This is a genomic window from Actinomycetes bacterium (assembly GCA_036510875.1).
GTDB lineage: Bacteria > Actinomycetota > Actinomycetes > Prado026 > Prado026 > DATCDE01.
Genome location: DATCDE010000221.1, coordinates 1 through 2,578, shown reverse-complemented (window position 1 = coordinate 2,578; position 2,578 = coordinate 1). Strand labels below are relative to the sequence as shown.

2 protein-coding genes are annotated in these 2,578 nt (G+C 70.8%); both read right to left on the bottom strand.

Going from position 1 to position 2,578, the window contains the following annotated elements:
• Nucleotides 1-148: 148 nt before the first annotated feature.
• Entirely contained in the window at nucleotides 149-1,771 is a 1,623-nt protein-coding gene (locus tag VIM19_12850) for a hypothetical protein (GenBank protein HEY5185764.1), read from the bottom strand.
• Between the two features lie 403 nt (nucleotides 1,772-2,174).
• Nucleotides 2,175-2,402 carry a hypothetical protein gene (locus VIM19_12845; GenBank protein ID HEY5185763.1) on the bottom strand — a complete coding sequence of 76 codons (228 nt, stop codon included), beginning with the start codon at nucleotides 2,400-2,402 and terminating at the stop codon, nucleotides 2,175-2,177.
• Nucleotides 2,403-2,578 lie beyond the last annotated feature (176 nt).

Below are 2,578 nucleotides of genomic sequence, written 5' to 3'. Positions count from 1 at the left end.
TGCTGCTCGGGTGACAGCTCGACTCCTTCCGGTAGCGGGTCGGGCAACGGCGCTCGCCAGTACCGCTGATCGGGCAGGTCCGCGAAGCGTGGCGCGAAGCGGTAGTTCAAGAGCGCGAACACGCCGAAGACCATGTCGTTGCTGGCCGTCACCGTTCACTACCGTAGGTGGTGCTCTGGCCTCGGGGCAGCCAGACCTCGGCGGTGCCTGCGGTGGACGTGCGGGCGGGGGTGAAGCGTTCCTGCAGGTCGGTCAGGGTCTGCCGCGTGGGTTCGTCGGCGAGAGTTTCAGGGCCGGCTGTCGGTCGACCGATGACCAGGACGGCGTCGATGCGCACGCCGCGGTCCAGGGCTCCGGCGAGGTCGATGCGTGGCGGCGCGTTCAACACCCCGCCGCGTTCGGTGCCGATCTGGGTGTCCGGGCGCTGCGAGTCCTGGTAGCGCCACAGGTAGTAGGGGACCCACCCGGCTTCGTTGTTCATGTTGAGGGTGTCGCGGTCGGTCTCGGCGAAGCCCGTGATGCCGTCGTAGGGGTACATCCGGGCGGCCTGGTCCTGGGCGTCGTCGAGGTAGATGTCGAGCACGGTGCCCTGCTCCGGCAGGCACTCGGCGAGCTCGTCGACCTGCAGGGCCGCTGTGGAGTAGTTCTGCTGTGCAGGCAGTCGCACGGCCACCAGCACCAGGGCCACGGCCGTGGCGGCCGTCCCTGCGAGCAGCGGCATCACCGCTGTCCGGACGGTGGTGAGCCGGGTGCGGCCGAGCTCGCCGGCAACCCAGGCGGCGAGCAGCAGCGACGGGTATAGCGACAAGCGCATCCCGAGGAACCCCCCGGCCCCGTCCACGCCCTCCGGGGCGAGGACCGCCAAGACGGCCCCGGTGGCGGCGGCGACCAGGAGGCCGTCGGCGGGTCGGATCCGCCACCCACCTCGGAGCCGGGCCAGCACCGCGACCGCGGCCGCGGCGTATAGGGCGAGGGCGAAGAACCGGTATGCCGTGTATTCCGCGTGCACGGTCGACACGTCGGCCCGGGTCATGCCCACCACTCCCACGAAGCGGTCGGTGAGCGTCTCGGTCTGGGGTGCGCTGGCGCCGGGTGGGTTGGCGGCGGTGAACACCGCGGTGAGCACGAGAGCGGGGACGCCGGCCAGCAGCACCCTGCCGACGCCAGCAGCCCAGGCCGCGGGCTGCCCGGCCTGGCGGCGACCGAGGGCCGCGGTAACGGCGACCAGGACGCACACCCCGCCGGCGGCGACAGTGGGCACAAGGTGGGTCAGCCACGTCAGGGTTAGCAGGAGCCCGAGTCCCCACACGGGGGGCTTGTCCGGTCGTCGCAGCACCACCGCCACCGCGACGAGGCTGAGCACCACCGCGGCGGAGTAGTCCAGGAACCCCCAGGCCAGAGTGCGGTTCCAGGCGAAGGGCAGTAGAAGCGCCGCCCAGGGGGCGGCCGCACCGGTCGCACTGACCACCGAGCGTGCGGCCACGGCGAAGCCAACCAGGATCCCCGCCACGAGAACCTTCAGCGCCCAGCTCGCCGGGAGCACCTGCAGCAGAGCCAGCAGTGCCACCTCGGAGAGCAGGTTCGGTGGCAGCCCGGCCCGCCAGGTGATCACGTCGCCGAGCTCGCCCCGCAGTTGCATGCTGAGCGCGTTCGCGGCGGACAGGTGCAACCCACCGTCCTGCAGCACCACGCGCGGCAGCAGCAGGACCACCAGGACCGGGGCCAACGCCACCACCCAGAACACGACCTCGGATCCCACCCTGCGCGTCACAGGCTCGAACCTACGCAACGCGCTCGACAACGGATCCATCACCCCCCGGGACGAATCGGGCGTGATCGGATCGTGCCCTTCTGTTCACGGTCCGTTGCGGTCTAGTCGTGTCACAGTCCTTGCAGCGCTTGGCTTCTCGCGGATCTTTCACCCGATTCGCACCAAAACGGGAAGGCCTACCAAAGTGGGTTCTGGGCGCTATTTGGCAACCGGGGAACAATGAGACTTCGCACGTCCTTCTCTGCTGCGCTGAGCGCAGCTGCTCTCACCACATCAGTTCTCGCGACCGGGCCCGTGGCCTTGGCCGCCACGCCCACTCCGGCGCCACCGACCAGCCCGCAGCGGGCGCCTCAGCCCACCCCGACCAGCGCCTACACCCCGCCCGCGACGGCGAACACCACCGTCACCGGTGGGGTTCCTGCAGGTGTCGTCCCCGGCCGTCGGGGCCGCGGGCGCCGCGGAGTGTCTTGCCGTCCAGGGCGATGACCTGCATCTGGTGCGGGTCGGCGACGTGGTGCAGCGCGGCCCAGGCACCCAGGATGACGTCGAGCCCGTCGGCGTCCAGGCGTTGCAGGGTCCGTCGGATGGTGGATTCGGAGGGGACTTCGCCCAGTATTCCCAGCCTGCCCAATGTGTGGGGAGTGGCCGCCTGGGCCCACTCGGCGATCGCGACGAAGGATCCCCCTACGGGCGGCGTCAGAACTCTCCGTCGTCCTCGCCGTCGCGTGCCTTCGGGTCGCGCAGCGGCCGTAGCTCTGCGGGCGGCTGGGTGGTGAAGGCGTAGCGGCCCAGGCAGTTGAGGTGTGC